Source organism: Microbacterium psychrotolerans (assembly GCF_031085295.1).
GTDB lineage: Bacteria > Actinomycetota > Actinomycetes > Actinomycetales > Microbacteriaceae > Microbacterium > Microbacterium psychrotolerans.
Genome location: NZ_JAVFWO010000006.1, coordinates 217,196 through 235,507 on the forward strand (window position 1 = coordinate 217,196; position 18,312 = coordinate 235,507).

Genomic DNA, 18,312 nt, shown 5'->3' on the forward strand with positions numbered 1-18,312 from the left:
ATGTCGCCCACACCGACCCATCTCCTGAGTCCTGCCGACCAGGAGCGCCGCCGAGCGCTGCGCACCATGAAGGGCGTCGCCCTCGGTGCATTGGTCTTCATGGCGGTCCTGTTCGCCTTCTCGTTCGCCTTCCAGCAGGACATCCCCGCACTCGCCTACGTCCGCGCAGCGGCCGAGGGCGGCATGGTGGGTGCGCTCGCCGACTGGTTCGCGGTGACGGCGCTGTTCCGGCATCCGCTCGGCATCCCCATCCCGCACACCGCGATCATCCCCAGCCGCAAGGACGAGATCGGCCGGACGCTCGGCGAGTTCGTCGAGACCGAGTTCCTCCGCGCCCAGGTCGTGCGCACCAAGCTCGATCAGACCGCGATCGCCGCCCGGCTCGGCGAGTGGCTGAGCGCGCCGGCGCACGCGGAGCGGGTCGCGGCCGAGGGATCCGTCATGGCGAGCGGCGTCCTGCAGGCCCTGAGCGACGACGACGTGCGCGACGTCATCGAGGAGCTCGCCCGCGAGCACCTCATCACGCCGGAGTGGGGACCGCCGCTGGGCGAGTGGCTCGGACGCATCGTCGAGGCGGGCGCGCACCGCGGCGCCGTCGATCTCGCCGCCGACAGCATCGCGGCGTGGCTCGCCGCGAATCAGGCATCCTTCACCGGCGTCATCTCGCGGCGCCTGCCCGGGTGGGTGCCGTCGATCGCGCACCGGTTCGTCGACGACACCGTCTACAACGAGGCCGTCAAGTTCGTGGCCGCGGTGCGGTCGGATCCGGGGCATCCTGCGCGCGTGGCGATCGACGCGTACCTCGACCGGCTCGCCGCGAACCTGCAGCACGATCCGGCGACGATCGGGCGCTTCGAGGACGCCAAGCTCGCGGTCTTCGACAGCCCTCGCGTGCGCGACCTGGCCGGCGAGGTGTGGACCACGGCGAAGGCGGGGCTGCTGCGCTCCCTCTCCGACCCCGACAGCGGGCTGCGCCGGCGCGCTGCGGAGGCGCTGGCCGAGATCGGCGGACGACTGACGACGGATGCCGCCCTCCAGCGCCGCGTGGACTCCTGGGTCACCGATGCCGCCGTCTTCCTCGTCGACCGCTATCGCCATGACATCGCGTCGATCATCACCGACACCGTGGAACGGTGGGACCCTGCCGAGACGACCGAGAAGATCGAGCTCATGGTCGGACGCGATCTGCAGTACATCCGTCTCAACGGCACGATCGTGGGTGCCCTGGCGGGCCTCGCCATCTTCTCGATCGCGCACGCGCTGCTGGGCTGAGTGCGCCCGCGCCGCGGCGCGGACCGGACGTCCTCCGTCGCGTGTAAACACTGCGTGAAGACCCGGGGGCGCGGCGACGCCGCGCGTTAGCCTGATGCCGTGTCGGTGGACGAGCCCCTCGAGTACCTGTTCAGCTACGGGACCCTGCAGCACCCCGACGTCCAGCTCGACACGTTCGGGCGCCTGGTCGAAAGCGAGGACGACGTCCTGCCCGGCTACACCGTGGACTACGCCGAGATCGAGGACACCCGGGTGGTCGACCTCTCGGGCCTCTCCGTGCACCCCATCGTCCGAGAGACCGGCAACCCGCTCGACAAGGTCGTGGGCAAGGCACTCCTGGTCACCGCGGACGAGCTCGACGCGTCCGACGAGTACGAGGTGGCGCTCTACCGCCGCATCGCCGTGGTGCTCGCGAGCGGTCGCTCCGCGTGGGTCTACGTCGCGGCCTGACCGGGCCGGTAGCGTCAGAGCGTGACGCTCGCCCATGACCCTCTCTGGCCCCGCGCAGGCGCGTGGCCGGCCATCGACGACGGCGGCTGGGATGCCGCCATCCTCGGTGTCCCCGCGTTCCGCACCTCGCTTTCCCCCACCGGCGCGCATGCCACGCCCGGTGCGATCCGCGAGGCCCTGCAGCGGTACAGTCCGACGCTCCTCGGTCCTCCCCCGCTGGATCTCGGCGAGGTGCTGCGCATCGCCGACGCGGGCGACGTGGACGAGCCCGACGGACCCGCGGGCGAGGCATCCGTCCGCGCTGCGGTGGCGGCGCTGCGGGGGCGCGCCGACCTTGTCGTCGCGCTCGGCGGCGACAACTCGATCACGTACGCCGTCGCGCAGGGCGCTGCGGCGACCGGACTCATCACCATCGATGCGCACTTCGACCTGCGCGACGGCGTGTCCAACGGGTCGCCGGTGCGGCGGCTCGTGGCGGACGGCCTCGACCCCCGACGCATCGTCCAGCTCGGCATTGCCGATTTCGCGAACTCGGTGGCGTACGCACAGCGCGCGGCCGACCTCGGCATCACCGTCGTGACGATGGACGATGTGCGACGCGGTGGTGCGGCCGACGTCGTCGCCGAGGCGCTGGAGATCGCCGGCGCCGGCGGAGGCACGGTGCATCTCGATATCGATGTGGACGTCTGCGACCGTTCCGTCGCGCCCGGGTGCCCCGCATCCGTTCCCGGTGGCCTCGCCGCGTGGGAGCTGCGCGCGCTGGTGCGGGCGGTCGCCTCCGACGCCCGCGTGCACAGTGCCGACATCGCCGAGGTCGACGCGACGGCGGATGCGCCGGACGGGCGCACGGTGCGGCTGGCTGCCCTGTGCGTCCTCGAACTCCTCGCCGGAAAGGCCCTGCGAAAGGTGGCGTCATGATCCGTCTCGTGCTGGTGCGGCATGCCAAGTCGGACTGGGGGGATTCCAGCCTCGACGATCACGACCGTCCGCTGAACGACCGCGGCATGCGGGACGCGCCGCGGATGGCGGCGCGACTCGCGGCCACCGGTTTCCGGCCCGACGTCATCTTGTCGAGCACGGCGCTGCGGGCGCGGACGACGGCAGAGGCCTTCGCCGCCGAGCTCGGTGCGGCGGTGTCGCTCGACCCCGAGCTGTACGGGGCTCCGGCGTCGAAGATCCTCGAGGCGGCAGCCGCGACGCGTGCCCAGGCGGTCATGGTCGTCGCGCACGACCCCGGCATGAGCGCACTCGCCGCCCGTCTCTCGGACGATGACATCGCCCATATGCCGACGTGCGCCGTCGCGACGTTCATCTGGGCGCAGGACGACTGGGATGTCGCCGCCGCCGTCGATCCCGACAACTGGACGTTCGACGTCCCCCGCTGATGCGGTCTCCCGGCTAGACCTGCACGCCACCCGCCCACACGGTGCGCACGAGCGGCACACCGGGGCGGTACGCGAGGTGTACCCGCGTCGGCGCGTCGAGCAGCACGAGGTCGGCGTGCATGCCGGGGGCGAGCGCGCCGACGTCATCCCGGCGCAGGGCGCGGGCGCCGCCCGCGGTCGCCGCCCAGACCGCCTCGGACGGCGTCATGCCCATCTCGCGCACGGCGAGGGCGACCATCAGCGGCATCGAGCTCGTGAAGCTCGAGCCGGGGTTGCAGTCGCTCGCCAGCGCGACCGTCACTCCGGCGTCGATCAGCCGTCGCGCATCGGGGTATGGCTGTCGCGTCGAGAACTCGACGCCCGGCAGCAGGGTCGCCACCGTGTCGGAGCCGGCCAGCGCGGTCACATCGTCGTCATCGAGATAGGTGCAGTGGTCGACGGATGCCGCACCCATCGCCACGGCGAGGCTCACACCCTCGCCGTGGCCGAGCTGATTGCCGTGCACGCGCGGCTCGAGGCCGTGCGCGACGCCGGCGGCGAGGATCCGCCGCGACTCCGCCGCGGTGAAGGCCCCGCGCTCGCAGAACACGTCCACCCACCGGCTGTGCGGTGCGCACGCGCGGAGCATCTCGTCGCACACGAGGTCGACGTAGGCGTCGCGGCGCTCGGCGTACTCCACGGGTACGACGTGGGCGCCGAGGAAGGTGACCTCCGCCGTGACCTCGGCGGCCAGCCGCGCCAGCCGTTCCTCGTCGGCGACGGTGAGCCCGTAGCCCGTCTTGATCTCGAAGGTCGTCGTGCCCTGACGGTGCAGTTCGGTCACGAAACCGGCGAGGCGGGCGCGCAGCTCGTCATCCGTCGCCGCGCGTGTCGCCGCCACGGTACGCCGTATGCCCCCTGCGGCATACGGCGTACCGGTCATCCGCGCCTCGAACTCGTCGGCACGGTCGCCGCCGAACACCAGGTGCGTGTGGCTGTCGACGAAGCCCGGGATGACGGCACGACCGCCGGCATCCACGACCGGCGTCCCGGTGTCCGAGCGTGCGAGGCGGGCTACGACGTCGTCGGCCTCGGCCCCCGAACCCACCCACCCGATCCGGTCCCCCTCGATCAGCACCGCCGCATCGTGCAGCGTGCCGCAGGGGTCGCCGTCGCGCTCGACGTTCGTGGTGAGCTCGCCGATATTGGTGAGCAGCGTCGTGGTCACGGCATCCGTCCGTCCACGTCCAGGGCTACGCATCGAGCATCGGGACCTGGAGCCCGCGCTCGCGCGCGACCTCCTTGGCCCGCTCGTAGCCGGCGTCCACGTGACGCATGACGCCGGTGCCCGGGTCGTTCGTGAGCACGCGGGCGAGCTTCTCGGCGGCGAGGGGGGTACCGTCGGCGACGGTGACCTGCCCGGCGTGGATGCTGCGGCCGATGCCGACGCCGCCGCCGTGGTGGATCGACACCCAGGCCGCGCCCGACGCGGTGTTGAGCAGCGCGTTGAGCAGCGGCCAGTCCGCGATCGCGTCGGAGCCGTCGGCCATCGCCTCGGTCTCGCGGTAGGGACTCGCCACCGAGCCGGCATCGAGATGGTCGCGGCCGATGACGATCGGGGCCGACAGCTCGCCCGAGGCGACCATCTCGTTGAACTTCAGCCCCGCGAGGTGTCGCTCCTGATAGCCCAGCCAGCAGATGCGCGCCGGCAGTCCTTCGAAGTGCACGGCGTCGCTCGCCTTGTCGAGCCAGCGCACGAGCCCGGCGTTGTCGGGGAAGAGCGCCTTGACCGCCTCATCGGTCTTGCGGATGTCCTCGGGGTCTCCCGAGAGCGCGACCCAGCGGAACGGTCCGCGCCCTTCGGCGAACTGCGGGCGGATGTACGCCGGCACGAAGCCCGGGAAGTCGAAGGCGCGCTCGAAGCCGCCGAGCTGCGCCTCGGCGCGGATCGAGTTGCCGTAGTCGAAGACCTCGGCGCCGGCATCCTGGAATCCGACCATCGCGGCGACGTGCTTCGCCATGCTGCCGCGGGCGCGGGCGGTGAAGGCCTCGGGATCGCGGGCGGCCTCCGCCTTCCAGTCATCGAAAGCGATCCCCACCGGCAGGTACGCGAGCGGGTCGTGCGCGCTCGTCTGATCGGTGACGATGTCGACGGTGACCTCGCCCGCGCGATGGCGGAGCAGGATGTCGCCGAAGACCTCGGCGGCGTTGCCGACGACGCCGACCGAGAGAGCCTCGCCCGCGGCCTTCGCGGCGACGACCCGCGCGAGGGCGGCATCGAGGTCGGTCGTGTACTCGTCGAGGTAGCCGTGCTCGACGCGACGGGCAAGGCGTGACTCGTCGACGTCGACGATGAGCACCGCTCCCCCGTTGAGGGTCACGGCGAGCGGCTGCGCGCCGCCCATTCCGCCCGCGCCGCCCGTGAGCGTCAGGGTGCCGGTGAGGTCGTCGCGGCCGAGCGACCGGGCGACGGCCGCGAACGTCTCGTAGGTGCCCTGCAGGATGCCCTGCGTGCCGATGTAGATCCACGAGCCCGCCGTCATCTGGCCGTACATCGTGAGGCCGAGCTCTTCGAGCCGGCGGAACTCGGGCCAGGTCGCCCAGTCGCCGACGAGGTTGGAGTTGGCGATCAGCACGCGCGGGGCCCACTCGTGCGTGCGGAACACGCCGACCGGCTTGCCGGACTGCACGAGCAGCGTCTCGTCCGGCTCGAGTTCGTCGAGTGTGCGCACTATCGCGTCGAACGCCGCCCAGCTGCGCGCGGCGCGGCCGGTGCCGCCGTAGACGACGAGTTCTTCGGGGTGCTCGGCGACCTCGGGGTCGAGGTTGTTCATGAGCATGCGCTTGGCGGCCTCGGCGCCCCAGCTCTTCGCGGTGCGCTCCGGGCCGCGCGGCGCGCGGACCGTGGGGGCATTCACGCCGGTCGTCGAATCTGTGGAAACGGACATCTCACTCCTTCGTGGTGGTCTGAAAGGCGGTCTGGGCGACGGCGCCCGACGCGACGAGCGTGGTCACCGCCTCCATCTCGGGCGACAGGAACCGGTCGGGACCGGGACCGCCGGCGACGGTGCGCACCAGGTGGCGGACGGCGCCGGTGGCGACGGCGGGCTGCAGCGGTGCGCGCAGGTCGAGGGCGCGCGCTGCCGTGAGCACCTCGATCGCGAGGACCCGCGAGAGCCCGTCGATCGCGCGGCGCAGTTTGCGGGCGGCGGCCCACCCCATCGAGACGTGGTCCTCCTGCATCGCCGACGATGGGATGGAGTCGACGGATGCCGGCACGGCGAGTCGCTTCAGCTCCGAGACGATCCCCGCCGCCGCGTACTGGGCGATCATGAACCCCGAGTCGACGCCGACCTCGTGCGCGAGGAACGGCGGGAGCCCGTTGCTGCGGGCGGGGTCGAGGGCGCGATCGGTGCGGCGCTCCGAGATCGAGGCGACGTCGGCGACGGCGATGGCGAGGAAGTCGAGCACGTACGCCACGGGCGCGCCGTGGAAGTTGCCGTTGGACTCGACGCGGCCGTCGTCGGTGATGACGGGATTGTCGACGGCGGCGGCGAGCTCTCTCGTGGCGACCGTCAGCGCGTGGTCGGCGGTGTCGCGCGCGGCGCCGTGCACCTGCGGCGAGCAGCGCAGCGAGTACGCGTCCTGCACCCGCGTGCAGACGGCCGGGTCGCGGTGCGACGCCACGATCGGCGAGCCGGCCAGCACGGTGCGCAGGTTCGCGGCCGACACCGCCTGGCCGACCTGCGGGCGCAGTGCCTGCAGGTCGGCGGCGAACACCGCATCGGTGCCCAGCTGCGATTCGACCGACATCGCCGCGGCGACGTCGGCGGTGTCGAGCAGCAGCGAGATGTCGTGGAGCGCGAGCAGCAGCATCCCGAGCATGCCATCGGTGCCGTTGATGAGCGCGAGTCCCTCCTTCTCGCGGAGCACCAGCGGGGTCAGGCCAGCCGCGGCCAGCGCGTCGGCGGCTTCGACCTCTTCGCCGTCGGCGTCGCGGACGCGCCCTTCGCCCATCGCGGCGAGCGCGACGTGCGACAGCGGGGCGAGGTCGCCCGAGCAGCCGAGCGAGCCGTACTCGCGGACGATCGGCGTGACGCCGGCGTTGAGCATGCCCGCATACGTCTCGACGACGACGGGGCGCACGCCGGTGTGGCCGGTGGCGAGGGTCTGCAGCCGCAGCAGCATGAGGGCGCGCACGACCTCGCGCTCCACCTCGCGCCCGGTGCCTGCCGCATGCGAACGGATGAGGCTCGCCTGCAGCTGCACGCGGCGCTCCGGGGCGATGAACGTCGTGGCGAGCGCGCCGAATCCCGTCGAGATGCCGTAGTGCGGCTCCGGGTCGTCGGCGAGACCTTCGACAAGGGCGCGGGCGGCCGCGACGCCGGCGAGGGCTTCCGGTGAGAGGGCGACCTGGGCGCCGTGCCGGGCGACGGCGACGACGTCCGCGGGGCGCAGCGGGGCCGCCCCGACGGTGACCGCGCCGGTGGTGACGGCGGCGGTGTCGTTCGCGGGAGGGGGCGTGACGGTGATCATGCTCCGATTCCACACCGCGGGGCTGCCGCGCGACAGCGGACCGTGCGATCCTGTGTCTGTCATGCCAGACAGCCAGCACAACTTCCGAGACCCGCCGCGCGCGGATCCCCCGCGCCCGCAGGTGCCCGCCGCCGACCAGACCCTGCGGATCCTGTCGTTCCTCGCTCGCCAGCGCGGACCGGCGCCGGCGAGCGCGATCGCGACGGCACTCGGCATCCCGCGCTCGAGCGTGTATCACCTGCTCGGCGCGCTGCAGGAGCACCATTTCGTGGTGCACCTCCCTGAGGAGCGGCGATGGGGTCTGGGCCTCGCCGCGTTCGAGCTGGCCGGCGGCTACTCGCGGCAGGAGCCGCTCGCCCGTCTCGGACGCCCGGTGCTCGCCGATCTCGTCGATCGTGCGGGCGAGAGCGCCCACCTCGCTGTGATGCACGGCCGCGACGTGCTGTACATCGTCGAGGAGCGCGCGCCGCGCAGACCCGCGCTCGTCACGGACGTCGGTGTCCGCCTGCCGTCGCACCTCACGGCGACGGGCCGGGCGATGCTCGCGGCCCTTCCCCGCGAGCAGGTGCGGGCGCTGTTCCCGGATGCCGCGGCGTTCGCCGACCGCACCGGCCGGGGCCCGCGCCGGCCGAGCGAGTTGCGCGAGCTCCTCCGCGAGGTGCGGGCGCGGGGCTGGGCCTTCGAGGACGGCGAGGTGACTCTGGGACTCGGGTCGATCGGCGTCGCCGTGCTCGACCACGTCGGCTGGCCGATCGCGGCGATCGCCGTCACCTATCCCGCCGAGGAAGAGCGCGACCCGGCGGCCTTGGCGGCTCTCGTCGCACCGATGGCGACGGAACTCGGCCGCCGGATCCGCGGCGCACGTCCCTCCAGACCGAAACTCTGAAAGGCTCTTGCAGATCTCGCCATCGGAGCGCATAATCTGAAACGACCTTTCAGATTGGACGATCATGGCCGATCCCGCGATCAGACGCACGATCACCGACCCGGCGGCGCTCGACGCCCTCGCGCACCCGGTGCGCCTCGACCTGCTGAGCTTCCTGATGTCGCACGGTGCGGCGACCGCCTCGGAGTGCGCGCGAGCAGTCGACGACAGCCCGTCCAACTGCAGCTACCACCTGCGGGTGCTCGCCAAGCACGGCCTGGTCGAGTCCGTCGAGTCCGACGACGGCCGCGAACGGCCGTGGCGCGCGACGATCACCGGCCTGAGCCTCGATCTCGACTCCGCCGACCCGTCGGTCGTCGCCAGCGCGACCGCGATGCTCGAGGCCGCCATCCGGCTCGACTACCAGTTGGCCCGCGAGCATGTGCGCCGGCGCGACCGCATCGAGGGCGCGTGGCGCGACGTCGACGCCCATGCCCAGTACGGTCTCGCGGTCAACCCCGATGAGCTGCGGTCGATCGTCGAGCGCATCGATGCGATCGTCCGTCCCTACATCGCGGCGACGCGGTCGGACGCACCCGAGGATGCCGCCATCGCCAACCTCTCGCTCCTGGCGTTCCCGCGTCCGACGTTCGGCGAGGCCGGGAGATGACCCCGCGCACCGCTTTCGCGATTCCCGCGTTCCGCCGACTCTGGGCGGCCGGGCTCATCTCCGACACGGGCGACTGGCTGCTGTTCATCGCGCTTCCGCTCGTCGTCTTCCAGCTCACGGGGTCAGCGCTCGGCACGTCGATCGCGTTCCTGCTGGAGCTGGTGCCCGCGGTGGTGCTCGCGCCGCTCGCGGCACGGCTCATCGGCCGGTTCGACCGCCGCTGGATCATGGTGGCGGTGAACATCGGCCAGGCCCTCGCGCTCCTCCCCCTCCTCTGGGTGAACGAGGTCGCCGACCTTCCGCTGGCGTACGCCGTCATATTCGTGCACGCCTCGCTGAGCACGCTGTTCGAGCCGGCGAAGAACACGCTGCTGCCCGATCTGGTCGACACCGAGCGCCTGGTCTCGGCCAACGCGCTGATCGGCCTGAATCAGAACCTCGGCCGGCTCATCGGCGGCCCGCTCGGCGGCGTCCTGCTCGCGGTCGGCGATCTCGGCCTCATCGTCGCGGCCGATGCCGTCACGTACGTCATCTCGGCCGTGCTCATCGCGACACTCCCCGCAGTGAAGGCGGCCGCGCATGACCGGGGCAGCACCGACGCGACCGCCGACACCCCCCATCCCGACTCCCGCGACGTGCGCGCGGTCGGTCTCCTCGCCGCGCTCCGCATCCGGCGGCTGCGCGGCGCGTTCGCGGTGATCCTCGTCTCGAGCGTCGCCCAGGGCATGTTCCTCGTGCTCTTCGTGCTGTTCGCGCTCGGCCCGCTGCGAGGATCGGATGCCGACGTCGGCCTGCTGCGCGGCATCCAGGCCGTGGGCGCGGTCGTGGCGGGCGTCGTTCTCGGGTTCATCGCACGGGGATCGTCACCGCGCGCGCTCACCGCGGCCAGCCTGTTCGCCTTCGGTGCTCTGTCGCTGGTCACCTGGAACCTTCCGGCGGTCACCACCGACGTCTGGCCGTACGTTCTGCTGTTCGCGGCCGTCGGAGCCCCAGGCGTGATCATGATCGCCGGACTGATGAGCGTGCTGCAGGAGGAGTCGGAGCCGCGGCAGCGCGGTGCCGTCTTCGCCGCGGTCGGGCTGGTCAGCGCCGTCGGGCAGGCGCTCGGCATCCTGCTGGGGGCCCTCTCCGACGGCGCGATCGGGCTGCTCCCGCTGCTCGAGGCGCAGGGATGCCTGTATCTGCTGAGCGGCGTGATCGCCCTGCTGTGGCTGCCTCGCATGGAGGATCGTCCGACGCGGAAGGCCGAAGGCGCCACGGATGCCGTGAGCCGCACCCCGTAACCGCGGCCGCCGGCCTCTGTCGCCGGACGGGCCGCCGCTGCTATCGCAGCACGAGCTGCGGTTCGACGAGCACGTGCGCCGAACCGGCGGTCGGAGTCCGCGGCGCCACGACACTGCCCGACGCCCCCATCAGCAGCTCGAGGACGCCCACCGCGACGCGCTCCGGCAGCTGCTCCACGCTGCTGAGCCCCATCGCCTCTGCGGCGGGGGTGTTGTCGAACCCGATGATGGGCAGCTCGGGCATGCCGGCAGAGGCCGCCGCCAGATGCGCGCCGATCGCGAGGGCGTCGCTCGCGCACACGATCCCGTCGACCCCTTCGCCGTCCGCGAGGAACTCGTCGACGACCGCGCGGGCACGCCCCACGCCCTCCTCGCTCACGAGCCGTCGGCCGTCGGCATCCGCGCTGGCCATCGCCTCACGCCAGCCGCGCTCCCGCTCATCCCCGGTGCCCGACCCGGCGGGCCAGCCCAGGAAGGCGACGCGTGAGCCGCCCCGCGCGAGCACTTCGACCGTGGCGGCGCGGGTCCCGGCCGCGCCGTCGACGTCCACCCACAGGTGCGCGGGGTCCGCCACGTCATCCTCGCCCCACGGGCGCCCGAACGACACGAACGGAATCTCCCGCTCGGCCAGCCATCGCGTGCGCGGGTCACCGGGGAAGGTTCCCGTGATGACCACCGCGTCGATCTCGCCGCCATCAGTGAGCTCGCGCATGCGGTCGATCTCCTCCGCCGGGGATCGCGCGGCGTAGAGCTGGATGCGCATGCCGCGGTCGCTCGCGTGCTCGGTCAGCGCGTGGACGAATCGATCGAGGACGACTCCGGAGATCCCGCCGGCGTAGGGGTCGAGGTGGATGCCGATGGTCGAGCTGCGGCGCGTGCGCAGCCGCCGCGCCGCCACCTGCGGGCGGTAGCCCAGGTCCGAGATCGCCTGCAGCACGCGCTCGCGCGTCTTCTCGCGCACGATGTCGGGGCTGTTGAGGACGTTGGACACCGTCTGACGGGAGACACCCGCAGCGAGCGCGACGTCTTCGACCGTGGGCGGCTTCGCCATGATGATCCTCCTCCCCCATCGGCGCCGGATCGGATCGTTCAAATCGTTATCCTACGGGCGCGCCAATCCCCTTGACACTCGCGCCCCACAGTTTCTACCGTGGCATCACGAACCGACTTTGATCGTTCAAATTCCGAGCACCCCAGAGTCGCTCGACAGCACATGCGCGATCGATGCCGATCCCGAAGCACTCATCGAAGGAGAAGAGACTCATGACACGGCACACCACACGCGGCCTCCTCGGAGCGGGCGCGCTCCTGATAACCGGAGCGCTGGCACTGACGTCCTGCGGTTCCGGGTTCGACGACGGCGGCGGGGGCGGTGACGCTGGCTCGGGTGAACTCACCTCGAGCGACGATGCCCTCACGGTCCTCATCGGCACGTCGGGTGACGCGGAGACGACCGCCGTCGAGGATGCCGTCGCGGCCTGGTCGGAGGATTCCGGCGTCGAGGCCAGCGTCCAGGTCGCGAACGACCTTCCGCAGCAGCTCTCGCAGGGCTTCGCGGCGGGCGATCCGCCCGACCTGTTCTACCTGGCGACCGAGGCGCTCGCCGGCTACGCCGGCAACGGCTCGCTCGTGGCCTACGGCGACCAGCTCGAGAACAAGGACGACTTCTACCCGTCGCTCGTCGAGAACTTCACGTTCGAGGACGAGTTCTACTGCGCGCCGAAGGACTTCTCGACGCTCGCTCTCGTCATCAACAAGGGACTGTGGGATGCCGCCGGCCTGACCGACGCCGACATCCCGACCACGTGGGACCAGCTGGCGACCGTCGCGCAGACCCTGACGAAGGACGGCGTCGTCGGCCTCGGCTTCGGACCCGAGTACCAGCGCGTGGGCGCGTTCATGGCGCAGGCGGGTGGCGGCCTCGTGAAGGACGGCGAGGCCATCGCCAGCAGCCAGGAGAACGTCGACGCCCTCACCTATGTGCAGGACAACATGACGGCGGGCACGTTCGCCTACTCCTCCGACGTCGGTGCGGGATGGGGCGGCGAGGCGTTCGGCAAGCAGCTGACCGCGATGACCATCGAGGGCAACTGGATCACGGGCGCGATGACCAACGACTTCCCCGACGTCCAGTACGTGGTCGCCGAGCTCCCGGAGGGCCCGGCGGGCAAGGGCACGCTGCAGTACACCAACTGCTGGGGCATGGCTGCCGACAGCCCCAACCAGCAGGCCGCACTCGACCTCGTGCAGTACCTGACGAGCACCGAGCAGCAGCTCGCCTTCTCCGAGGCGTTCGGCGTCATGCCCTCCATCGAGTCCGCCGCAGAGCAATGGACCACCGACAACCCCGACCTCGCGGCGTTCCTCGCGGGTGCGGACTATGCGCAGGGCATCCCGACGTACGACGGCACGGCTGACGTCATCACCGACTTCAACGCCCAGCTCGAGGGCCTGAAGACCGGCGACCCGCAGCAGATCCTCGACTCGGTGCAGTCCAACCTCGAGGCGATCGTCGGCTGAGCGAGCCATGACCGCGACCGCCACAGCGCCTCGCCGCGCGCGGAGTCCCCGATCGGGGATCCGCCGCGGCGAGGCCGCCGCGGGGTGGATCTTCACCCTCCCCGTCATCGTCATCCTGGGCGTCTTCCTGCTCGTCCCGGTTTTCATGGCGCTGTGGGTGAGCTTCTCCGACTGGTCGGGCCGGGGCAGCCCGTTCTCGTCGGGCGTCGGCTTCGTGGGCCTCGAGAACTACGCGGCCGTCACGACGGGCGACGGCCTCGCCACGCGCGACTTCGGCACGGCCATGCGCAACAACGCCTGGTACGTGCTGCTCGTCGTCCCACTGCAGACGGCGCTGTCGCTCTTCCTTGCGGTCCTCGTCAACGGCGCCGTCCTCCGGGGGCGCGGTCTCTTCCGCACCGCGTTCTACTTCCCCTCCGTCACGGCGACCGTGGCGATCATGGTGCTCTGGCTGTTCCTCTTCAACGCGATCGGCCCGGTCAACGCCATCCTCGCCGCGATCGGCATCGACGGACCGAACTGGTGGGCCGACCCGAGCGGGATCCTCCACAATGCGCTGGCGGCGGTCGGCATCACGGACGGCCCCGCCGCCCTGACGGAGAACGACTTCCTCGGCGTCTCGTGGTGGAACTGGCTCGCCGGCCCCTCCGTCGCGATGTCGGCGATCATCCTCATGGGCATCTTCACGACGAGCGGCACGTTCATGCTGCTGTTCCTCGCCGCGCTGCAGAACATCGGCCCCGAGATCCAGGAGGCTGCGATGGTCGACGGAGCCAACGCCTGGCAGCGGTTCTGGCGGGTGACCCTGCCGCAGCTGAAGCCGGCCCTGTTCACGGTGCTGACTCTCGGCCTCATCGGCTGCTGGCAGGTCTTCGACCAGATCTACACCGGCACGCAGGGCGCGCCCGGCAAGACCACGCTCACGCCGGCGTATCTCTCCTACGATGCGGGCTTCCTGGACCAGCACTGGGGTCAGGGCGCCGCCATCGCGTTCATCCTGTTCGCGATCATCGTGCTGTTCACGATCTTCCAGCGCTGGGTGCTGCGCGATCGCCCCGTCTCACGGCGACGTGCGCGGCAGTACCAGCTGCCCACCCGCCCCGCCACCGCGACGCCCGCGACAGTCGCCGCCGATCAGGTTCCGAGTCCACCCGATCCCGCTGACACGAGAGGGCGATCATGACCGGCACGACCATCGGCGTCGCCCCCACGGTGGTGTCGCAGCCGCCCGCACCGCGGGCGCCATCCGATGCCCGTCGCAAGACGGCCCGCATCGGCTGGCAGATCGCCCTCTACGTCCTGCTCGTCGCGATCGCGCTGTTCTACATCTATCCGTTCCTGGTCCAGATCGGGACGTCCTTCAAGATCGACGCCGAGGCGGCGAGCAACCCCGTGGCCCTCGTCCCGCAGACATGGACGACCGCGGCGTACGAACGACTGTTCCTCCGGAGCGACTTCCCCGTGTGGTTCCGCAACTCCACGATCGTGACGATCAGCGTGACGCTCGGGCGCGTGTTCTTCGTGTCTCTGGCGGGTTACGCCTTGGCGCGGCTCAACTTCCGTGGGCGCGGCGTCGTGTACGCCGGCGTCATCGCCGTGATGGCCGTGCCGAGCGTGGTGCTCCTCATCCCGCGGTTCCTGGTCATCAATCAGCTGGGCATCTACGACTCCTATGCCGGGATGATCCTTCCGCTCCTGGTGGACGCCGCCGGCGTGTTCATCATGAAGAACTTCTTCGAGTCGATTCCGGTGTCCGTGGAGGAGCAGGCGCGCATCGACGGTGCCGGGACGTTCCGGATCTTCTGGTCGGTCGTGCTGCCGATGGCGCGGCCGGCGCTCATCACGATCATCATCCTGTCGTTCCAGGGCTCGTGGAACGAGCTCTCCCACTTCATCGTGTCCACCCAGTCGCCGGAGCTGACCACCCTCACCAAGGGCGTCGCGTCGCTGGCATCGGGTCAGCTCAGCCAGGGCAGTCAGTATCCGATCAAGCTCGCCGCGGCGCTGATCATGACCGTCCCCGTCGCCGTGATGTTCTTCATCTTCCAGCGGCGCATCATGAATGCCAGCGAAGGAGCCGTCAAGGAATGAGTCCCGCCTCGCTCCCCTCCTCCACCAGTCCCGGGCAGCCCTTGCAGCCCCTGCTGAATGAGGCGACGATCGTGTTCCGGGCACCGACACAGGCGTGGTCGGCCTCGAACGGCGAGCTCGGTGCCGCCGCGATCGACGGCGTCTATCACGGAGATGTGCGCCACATCCGAGCGATCTCACTGGTGTGTGCGGACTCGGTGATCGAGTGGATCTCGGCGGCGCCGGACGGCGCCGACCGGGTCGTGTTCGGCGGGCTGCTGCGCGGCCTCGACGACCCCACCCCGGACCCCAAGGTGCGCCTGACGCGCGACCGCCGCGTGGCGGCAGGGCGGCTCACCGAGACGCTGACCATCGTTTCACGGCTCATGACGCCGATCACGACGACGCTCTCGCTGCGCCTCCGTCCCGAGTTCGCGCCGCTCCACGACCTGAAGGCCGGCCTCCCCGGTGCCCGCCCGGTCGACATCCGGATCGAGCAGGATCCGGATGCCGGTGCCACCTTCGCGGCAGGCCCGCAGCGGTTCGTCCTGCGCGCTGCGGGCGCACGACTGGAGACCGACGGCGACGACGTCGTCGCGACCTGGCCCGTGCAGGTAGCCCCGGGTGGTCGCACCGAGGTGGCGTGGTCGGTCGAACTCCGCGACGACGCGCTGGTGGTGCGGGAGGCGACGAGTCCCACCCCCTGGAACGCGGCAGCGCTCGCCGAGGAGGTCCGCTCCGACCAGCCCCGCCTCGCCCGGTGGCTCGAGACGGCGCTGAGCGATCTCGACGCCCTGCGCCTGGCGCTTCCCGATGATCCGGAGGACGAGTTCTTCGCCGCGGGGACGCCGTGGTTCTTCACGCTGTTCGGGCGCGACGCGCTGTGGGCTGCGCGGCTCACGCTGCCGGTCGACGTCGGGATCGCGGCATCCACCCTCCGCGTGCTCGCCCGTCTGCAGGGCACGGAAAGGGATCCCGACACCGCGCAGGAGCCGGGCAAGATCCTGCACGAGCTGCGCGCGACGACCCTCGAGATGCCTGGCGAAGGCATCGTCCTGCCGCCGCTGTACTACGGCAGCGTCGACTCGACGCCGCTGTGGGTGTGCGTCCTGGCGGACGCGTGGCGGGCCGGGATGCCGGAGGCTGAGGTGCGCGACCTGCTTCCAGCGCTCCTCCGTGCGCTGCGGTGGATCGTCGAGCACGGCGACAGCGACGGCGACGGCTTCCTGGACTACGTCGACCGCACCGGCAGAGGGCTCGCGAATCAGGGCTGGAAGGACTCGGGCGACTCGATCCAGTGGCGCGACGGCACACTCGCCCACGGGCCGATCGCGCTCTGCGAGGTGCAGGCGTACGCGTACGAGGCGGCGATGTCGGGGGCAGACCTGCTCGAGGCGCTCGGCGAGGACCTCGATCCGAACCTCGCGGCGCCCGCGCCCGAGGATCTGCGCACGTGGGCGGCGCGACTGCGGGCGCGGTTCGCCGAGGCCTATTGGGTCCGGACTCCGGAGGGCCGGTACCCGGCCATCGCCCTCGATCGCGACAAGCGCCCGGTCGACACCCTCACCAGTAACATCGGCCATCTGCTCGGCACCGGACTGCTCGACCCGGATGACGAAGCCCACGTCGCGTCGCTGCTCGTGGGGCCCACGATGTCGAGCGGGTACGGCATCCGCACGATGTCCACGGCGGCCGCGGGCTACTGGCCGCTGTCGTATCACGGCGGCAGCGTCTGGACCCACGACAGCGCGATCTGCGCGCACGGGATGGCGCGTGCGGGCCTTTGGGGTTCCGCTCGCCAGGTCGTCGACGGCCTGCTGGCGGCGGCCGACGGGTTCGGCTATCGGGTGCCGGAGCTGCATTCCGGCGACCCGGCGTCCGCGACCTCCGTGCCGACGCCCTATCCGGCGGCGTGCCGGCCGCAGGCCTGGTCGGCGGCGGCGGCCATCGTCTGTCGCGAGATCCTGCGGGAGTGACGGGCCGGCGGATGCTCAGTCGACCTTGGCGATCGTCCCGTCGGTGAGGCGCACGAGTTCGTCGTACGTCATCGGAAAGACGGTGTGCGGAGTGCCTCCGGCGGCCCAGATCTCGGGGTACCGGGCGAGGTCCTCGTCGACGACGGTGCGCAGCGGCGAGGGGTGCCCGGCCGGAGCGACGCCGCCGATCGCCTGGCCGGTGGCCTCCCGCACCTGCTCGGGCGTCGCACGCTGGATCCTTCCGAGACCGAGACGCTCGGCGAGCGCTGCGGTGTCGACCCGGTGAGCGCCGCTCGTCATGACGAGGAGTGGCGCGCCGTCGCAGAAGAAGACCAGGCTGTTGGCGATCGCTCCGACCTCGACTCCGAGCGCCGCGGCCGCCAGGGCTGCGGTGGATGCCGCATCCGGAAGCACGACGATGTCGCCGGTGATGCCGACGGCACGGATGGCATCGTGGACGAGACGGCTGCGGGCGGGAAGCGAGGCGGGCGTCGTCATCGGATCAGCCTAACGACGCCGCCCGTGGGCGAGGATCTCGCCGTGCGGCATGAGCAGCCAGCCGTCTTCGGCCGCGGCCCACTCCCGCCAGCCGTCCGAGATCCGCTGCAGCTGCGCATCGTCGGCGCCCGTCGCGCGAGCGGAGTCGGCGAACGCCGACTGCAGCACGCGGTCGGCCCACATCCCGCCCCACCAGGCGCGGTCGGCCTCGTCCTCGAACAGCCACAGCGACGCGGTGGCACGGATGTCGGTGAGCCCGGCCTCGCGTGCCCAGGTCTTGAGGCGACGACCCGCAGCAGGCTCGCCCGCGACACTCCGATGAGTCGTGAGGTAGAGGGCGAGCCATTCGTCGAGCGCCGGGATGAGCGGGTACCAGATCACGCCCTCGTAGTCGACGTCGCGCGCTGCGACGAGTCCGTCCGCACCCGCGACGCGGCCGAGTTCGCGCAGCATGTCGACGGGCCGATCGACGTGCTGGAGCACCTGGTGGGCATGTACGACGTCGAACTCGCCGTCCTCGTACGCCAGGGCGTAGGCGTCGCCGACCTCGAACGACAGGCCGGGAGCAGCGTGATCGGCGGCCGCCTGTGCGACGACGTCGGCCGAGGCATCCGTCCCGACGACGCGACCGGGTGCCACCAGGGTCGCGAGATCCGCCGTGATCGAGCCCGGTCCGCTCCCCACGTCGAGCACCGAGACCCCCGGCCGCAGGTGCGGCAGCAGGTAGGCGGCGGAGTTCTCGGCGGTGCGCCAGCGGTGCGACCGCAGGACGCTCTCGTGGTGACCGTGGGTGTAGGCGTCTGGCATT

At 71.4% G+C, this 18,312-nt stretch carries 17 protein-coding genes; 11 read left to right on the forward strand and 6 right to left on the reverse strand.

What is annotated here, in order from left to right; translation table 11 throughout:
* The 4 genes from Q9R08_RS18665 to Q9R08_RS18680 all read left to right on the forward strand — a co-directional run bounded on the left by Q9R08_RS18665 (window position 1) and on the right by Q9R08_RS18680 (window position 3,107).
* Window positions 1–1,272 (forward strand): DUF445 domain-containing protein, encoded by a 1,272-nt coding sequence (locus Q9R08_RS18665; RefSeq protein WP_308869676.1) that lies wholly within the window; start codon window positions 1–3, stop codon window positions 1,270–1,272.
* A 99-nt stretch (window positions 1,273–1,371) separates the two neighbouring features.
* Window positions 1,372–1,722, forward strand: coding sequence for a gamma-glutamylcyclotransferase family protein (locus Q9R08_RS18670; protein ID WP_308869677.1), 351 nt, complete (start codon window positions 1,372–1,374; stop codon window positions 1,720–1,722).
* Between the two features lie 21 nt (window positions 1,723–1,743).
* Window positions 1,744–2,640 (forward strand): agmatinase family protein, encoded by an 897-nt coding sequence (locus tag Q9R08_RS18675; RefSeq protein ID WP_308869678.1) that lies wholly within the window; start codon window positions 1,744–1,746, stop codon window positions 2,638–2,640.
* Complete coding sequence (locus Q9R08_RS18680) at window positions 2,637–3,107, forward strand: SixA phosphatase family protein (RefSeq protein ID WP_308869679.1); 471 nt, start codon at window positions 2,637–2,639, stop codon at window positions 3,105–3,107. Before Q9R08_RS18675 ends, Q9R08_RS18680 begins: the two co-directional genes overlap by 4 nt.
* Window positions 3,108–3,120: 13 nt before the next feature.
* Here the strand turns inward: Q9R08_RS18680 and hutI are convergent, their stop codons facing one another.
* The 3 genes from hutI to hutH are packed head-to-tail and all read right to left on the reverse strand — an operon-like array spanning window position 3,121 to window position 7,622.
* The gene (gene hutI, locus Q9R08_RS18685; protein WP_308869680.1) at window positions 3,121–4,314 is read right to left on the reverse strand and encodes an imidazolonepropionase; all 1,194 of its coding nucleotides are present in this window, start codon (window positions 4,312–4,314) and stop codon (window positions 3,121–3,123) included.
* 25 nt (window positions 4,315–4,339) lie between these two features.
* On the reverse strand, window positions 4,340–6,034 hold the full coding sequence (gene hutU, locus Q9R08_RS18690; RefSeq protein WP_308869681.1) for a urocanate hydratase: 1,695 nt from the start codon (window positions 6,032–6,034) through the stop codon (window positions 4,340–4,342).
* Window position 6,035: 1 nt separating this feature from the next.
* Window positions 6,036–7,622 (reverse strand): histidine ammonia-lyase, encoded by a 1,587-nt coding sequence (gene hutH / locus Q9R08_RS18695; RefSeq protein ID WP_308869682.1) that lies wholly within the window; start codon window positions 7,620–7,622, stop codon window positions 6,036–6,038.
* Window positions 7,623–7,683: 61 nt separating this feature from the next.
* Between hutH and Q9R08_RS18700 the strand changes: the two genes are divergently transcribed.
* The 3 genes from Q9R08_RS18700 to Q9R08_RS18710 all read left to right on the forward strand — a co-directional run bounded on the left by Q9R08_RS18700 (window position 7,684) and on the right by Q9R08_RS18710 (window position 10,440).
* On the forward strand, window positions 7,684–8,508 hold the full coding sequence (locus Q9R08_RS18700; protein WP_308869683.1) for an IclR family transcriptional regulator: 825 nt from the start codon (window positions 7,684–7,686) through the stop codon (window positions 8,506–8,508).
* Between the two features lie 64 nt (window positions 8,509–8,572).
* Window positions 8,573–9,157 carry a winged helix-turn-helix domain-containing protein gene (locus tag Q9R08_RS18705; protein WP_308869684.1) on the forward strand — a complete coding sequence of 195 codons (585 nt, stop codon included), beginning with the start codon at window positions 8,573–8,575 and terminating at the stop codon, window positions 9,155–9,157.
* Window positions 9,154–10,440 carry an MFS transporter gene (locus Q9R08_RS18710; protein WP_308869685.1) on the forward strand — a complete coding sequence of 429 codons (1,287 nt, stop codon included), beginning with the start codon at window positions 9,154–9,156 and terminating at the stop codon, window positions 10,438–10,440. Before Q9R08_RS18705 ends, Q9R08_RS18710 begins: the two co-directional genes overlap by 4 nt.
* Before the next feature lie 40 nt (window positions 10,441–10,480).
* Here the strand turns inward: Q9R08_RS18710 and Q9R08_RS18715 are convergent, their stop codons facing one another.
* On the reverse strand, window positions 10,481–11,491 hold the full coding sequence (locus Q9R08_RS18715) for a LacI family DNA-binding transcriptional regulator (RefSeq protein WP_308869686.1): 1,011 nt from the start codon (window positions 11,489–11,491) through the stop codon (window positions 10,481–10,483).
* A 212-nt stretch (window positions 11,492–11,703) separates the two neighbouring features.
* On the opposite strand from Q9R08_RS18715, the gene Q9R08_RS18720 reads away from it, so the two are divergent.
* From Q9R08_RS18720 to Q9R08_RS18735, 4 genes are read left to right on the forward strand one after another with little or no spacing between them, the layout of a single operon-like run.
* The gene (locus Q9R08_RS18720; RefSeq protein ID WP_308869687.1) at window positions 11,704–12,960 is read left to right on the forward strand and encodes a sugar ABC transporter substrate-binding protein; all 1,257 of its coding nucleotides are present in this window, start codon (window positions 11,704–11,706) and stop codon (window positions 12,958–12,960) included.
* Between the two features lie 7 nt (window positions 12,961–12,967).
* Window positions 12,968–14,143, forward strand: a complete 1,176-nt coding sequence (locus Q9R08_RS18725) for a carbohydrate ABC transporter permease (RefSeq protein ID WP_308869688.1) — start codon at window positions 12,968–12,970, stop codon at window positions 14,141–14,143.
* Window positions 14,140–15,051 carry a carbohydrate ABC transporter permease gene (locus Q9R08_RS18730; RefSeq protein WP_308869689.1) on the forward strand — a complete coding sequence of 304 codons (912 nt, stop codon included), beginning with the start codon at window positions 14,140–14,142 and terminating at the stop codon, window positions 15,049–15,051. Before Q9R08_RS18725 ends, Q9R08_RS18730 begins: the two co-directional genes overlap by 4 nt.
* The gene (locus tag Q9R08_RS18735) at window positions 15,048–17,006 is read left to right on the forward strand and encodes a glycogen debranching N-terminal domain-containing protein (protein ID WP_308869690.1); all 1,959 of its coding nucleotides are present in this window, start codon (window positions 15,048–15,050) and stop codon (window positions 17,004–17,006) included. The genes Q9R08_RS18730 and Q9R08_RS18735 overlap by 4 nt, the downstream gene beginning before the upstream one ends.
* A gap of 15 nt (window positions 17,007–17,021) precedes the next feature.
* On the opposite strand, the gene Q9R08_RS18740 is transcribed toward Q9R08_RS18735, so the two are convergent.
* Window positions 17,022–17,504: a YbaK/EbsC family protein gene (locus tag Q9R08_RS18740; protein ID WP_308869691.1), complete on the reverse strand. Its 483-nt coding sequence runs from the start codon at window positions 17,502–17,504 to the stop codon at window positions 17,022–17,024.
* Between the two features lie 9 nt (window positions 17,505–17,513).
* Window positions 17,514–18,311, reverse strand: coding sequence for a methyltransferase domain-containing protein (locus Q9R08_RS18745; protein WP_308869692.1), 798 nt, complete (start codon window positions 18,309–18,311; stop codon window positions 17,514–17,516).
* Window position 18,312 lies beyond the last annotated feature (1 nt).